Raw genomic sequence first — 3215 nt, forward strand, 5'->3', positions numbered from 1 at the left:
GGGCCCCGGTCGACGGTCGGTCAGGAGCCAGAGACGTGCCGTCTCCTCGAGTTCTTCGAGGACGGCGAGGGCGGCGGCCGCGTTCGGACCCCAGACCACGGGGCCGAGCCGGTCGAGCAGGACGGCCCTGATCGGCGTGTGGCTCGCCAGGTGGTCGGCGATCCGGGCGGTCACCAGATCGGCCACGCGCGGGTCGCCGGGCCGCTGGTAGGGGATGAGCGGAACGTGCCCCACCTTCATCACGAAGTACGGCGTGATGGGCGGGAGCACGTCGTCCTGGCTCCACACCCCGGCCAGGGTGAGCGCGACCAGGTGGGTGGAGTGGGTGTGGATGATGAACCGGGCCGTGGGGTCGGCCGCGTAGATGCGCCGATGGAGCGTCAGGGTCTTGCTCGCACGGTCGCCCGCGCGCTGCTCACCCTGGGCGTCGACCAGCGCGAGGCGGTCGCGCTCGAGGAAGCCCAGGGCGGCGTCGGTGGGTGTGATCAGATGGCCGTCGCCGATCCGGGCGCTGATGTTTCCGGCGCTGGCGTGCACATAGCCCCGGTTGAACAGGCTCGTGCCCACCCGGACGATCTCGTCACGGGCCTCGTCCACGGCGGTGCCGAGGAGCTCGGTCATGAGACCTCCCGGTCGAGCAGGGCGAAGGAGTCGGTGAAGAACGCGGGGCCACCGAAGTTGCCGGACTTCAGCGTGATGTGGAGGGTGTCCCCGCCGGGCAGCGCCGCCGCACACCAGGGCACACCGGGGTCGATCTGCGGTCCGATGCGCAGTCCGGTGATGCCGAGCGCCCGGACGACCGCTCCCGAGGTCTCGCCGCCCGCGACGACGAGTTGACGCACACCGCGCTCCACCAGGCCCTCGGCCACGCGGGCCAGGGTCCGCTCCACCAGCTCGCCGGCCTCGGCGGCGCCGAGCCGGGTCTGGACGGTGCGGACCGACTCGGGCGCCTCGGTGGAGTAGAAGAGGACGGGCCCGTCGGCCAGATGGCATCCGGCGAAGGCGAGCGCCTCGCCGGACACGTCCTCACCGGCCGCGATCCGCAGCGGATCCACGCTGAACGCGGGACGGCCGGTGCGCAGGAACTCCTGGACCTGCTGGTTGGTGGCGGCGGAGACCGATCCGGAGATGACGGCCCGGTGGCCGCCGGGCACCGGCAGCTGTGCGGCGGCGTGGGACGGTGTGAACCCCCAGTTCGCGGGCAGTCCGATGGCCAGGCCCGAACCGGCGGTCACCAGGGGCATCCCCTGGACCGCCGCGCCGAGCCGCACCAGGTCGTCGTTGGAAACGGCGTCGACGATGGCGATTCCGGCACCCTGCTCGCGCAGTTCGTCGATCCGGGCCCGGACCGCCGTGGCATCGCGGCCGACCACCGTGTGGTCGATCAGGCCGACCGCTCGTGTGGTCTGCGCGCCGAGGACCGAGACCAGATTGGGGTCGGTCATCGGGGTGAGCGGGTGATGGCGCATACCGCTCGCGCTGAGCAGCACATCGCCGACGAAGAGATGGCCCTTGAAGACCGTGCGCCCGTTGTCGGGGAACGCGGGCGTGGCGATGGTGAAGTCGGTGCCGAGCGCGTCCATCAGGGCCTCGGTGACCGGCCCGATATTGCCGGCCGGTGTCGAGTCGAAGGTGGAGCAGTACTTGAAGTAGATCTGCCCGGCGCCCGCGGACCGCAGCCAGGCGAGGGCCCGCAGCGAGGCGTCGACGGCGTCGGCGGCCGGAACGGTCCGCGACTTGAGCGCGATGACCACGGCGTCCGCGTCCACCGGCCGCTCGGCGCCGGCCGGCGGTACATCGATCAGCTGGACCACGCGCATGCCCGCCCGCACCAGGTTGTTGGCCAGGTCGGTGGCGCCGGTGAAGTCATCGGCGATGCAGCCGAGTCGGATGCCCATATCAGGCCTCCACCGGCTGGGGCAGATCGATCCCGGGGAAGATCTTGATGACCGCGCTGTCGTCCTCCGAGCCCAGACCGGACGCCGACGCCTGGAGGAACATCTGGTGAGCGGTGGCGGCCAGGGGGAGCGGGAACTTCTCCGGCCGTGCCGAATCGAGGACGAGCCCCAGGTCCTTGACGAAGATGTCGACCGCGGAGAGCGGCGTGTAATCACCGGCGAGCACATGCGCCATCCGGTTCTCGAACATCCACGAGTTGCCCGCGCTGTGCGTGATGACCTCGTAGAGCGCCTCGGCCGGGACACCGGCCTTCAGGCCCAGGGCCATCGCCTCGGCCGCCGCGGCGATGTGCACCCCCGCGAGCAGCTGGTTCACGATCTTGACCTTCGAGCCGAGACCGGGCTGCTCGCCCAGGCGGTAGACCGTGCTGCTCATGGCCTCCAGCACCGGGTCGGCGACCGCGTACGCCGCGGCGGGGCCCGACGTCATCATGGTCAGCTCACCGGCCGCCGCACGCGCGGCGCCACCGGAGATGGGGGCGTCCAGGCAGAGCACACCCCGCTCGGCCAGACGCCCCCCGAGTTCCGCGGACCAGCCCGGGTCGACCGTGGAGCACATCACGTAGACGGTCCCCGGGCGGAGCCGGTCGGCGGCCCCGTCGGCGCCGAACAGCACCGATTCCACCTGCGCCGCGTTGACCACGACACTGACCACGACGTCCACCGCGGCCGCCAGGTCGCCGGGGGAGGCGTACGCCGTTCCGCCGTCGCGGGCGAAGTCCTCGGCCACCTCCGGCCGCAGATCGTGGACCCCGATGTCGTAGCCCGCCGTGCGCAGGCTGCGCGCCATGCCGAGTCCCATGGCCCCGAGGCCCACCACGCCCACGCGCGGCCGCGCCGGCCTGTCCTGGTCGCTCATGCCCCTCCTCGTCCTTGCTGTGCTTATGGGGGAGCGCCGCCGCTCGCTGTGGTGTCCGGGGCGCGATCGGCCCCGGCTGCCTGCGGCGATCGGGTCATATGATGACCTGAAGACAAGGCTCCCGCATACTGTGACGTCCATCACAGGAGGCGGGGTGAGGGGAGGTGGAGTCGGGTGGGACGTGGCGCGGCCGGGCGTGGTGTGTCCGGCTCGGACGTCAGGCGGCCACCTGGGGGCGGCGCCGGGGGTCAGACACTGGCCGGGTGTCAGGGCGCGATCTGCCCCTCGCGCACCAGCTCGCGTGCTGGAGCGGCGCCGCGAGGGAGTGCGTCTGACCGCCGTCGGCCACCTCGTCCTGCGGCGCGCCACTGCCGCGCTCGACCAGATCGACACGGCGG

At 72.2% G+C, this 3215-nt stretch carries 3 protein-coding genes; all 3 read right to left on the minus strand.

From position 1 onward, the window contains the following. Positions 1–621: aldolase (locus GWI24_RS42550; RefSeq protein WP_210951373.1), on the minus strand; the 621-nt coding region annotated here is incomplete at its 3' end. After that, on the minus strand, positions 618–1898 hold the full coding sequence (otnK, locus tag GWI24_RS42555; protein WP_210951374.1) for a 3-oxo-tetronate kinase: 1281 nt from the start codon (positions 1896–1898) through the stop codon (positions 618–620). The genes otnK and GWI24_RS42550, both read right to left, overlap by 4 nt. A 1-nt stretch (position 1899) precedes the next feature. After that, the gene (ltnD, locus tag GWI24_RS42560) at positions 1900–2817 is read right to left on the minus strand and encodes an L-threonate dehydrogenase (RefSeq protein WP_210951375.1); all 918 of its coding nucleotides are present in this window, start codon (positions 2815–2817) and stop codon (positions 1900–1902) included. Positions 2818–3215 lie beyond the last annotated feature (398 nt).

Source organism: Streptomyces sp. MK37H, from assembly GCF_018035285.1.
Classification (GTDB): Bacteria; Actinomycetota; Actinomycetes; order Streptomycetales; family Streptomycetaceae; genus Streptomyces; species Streptomyces endocoffeicus.

What these genes read in the sequence shown, in the direction of transcription:
- otnK (WP_210951374.1), bottom strand. Translation starts at nt 1,898, where the DNA reads ATGGGCATCCGACTCGGCTGCATCGCCGATGACTTCACCGGCGCCACC.
- ltnD (WP_210951375.1), bottom strand. Translation starts at nt 2,817, where the DNA reads ATGAGCGACCAGGACAGGCCGGCGCGGCCGCGCGTGGGCGTGGTGGGC.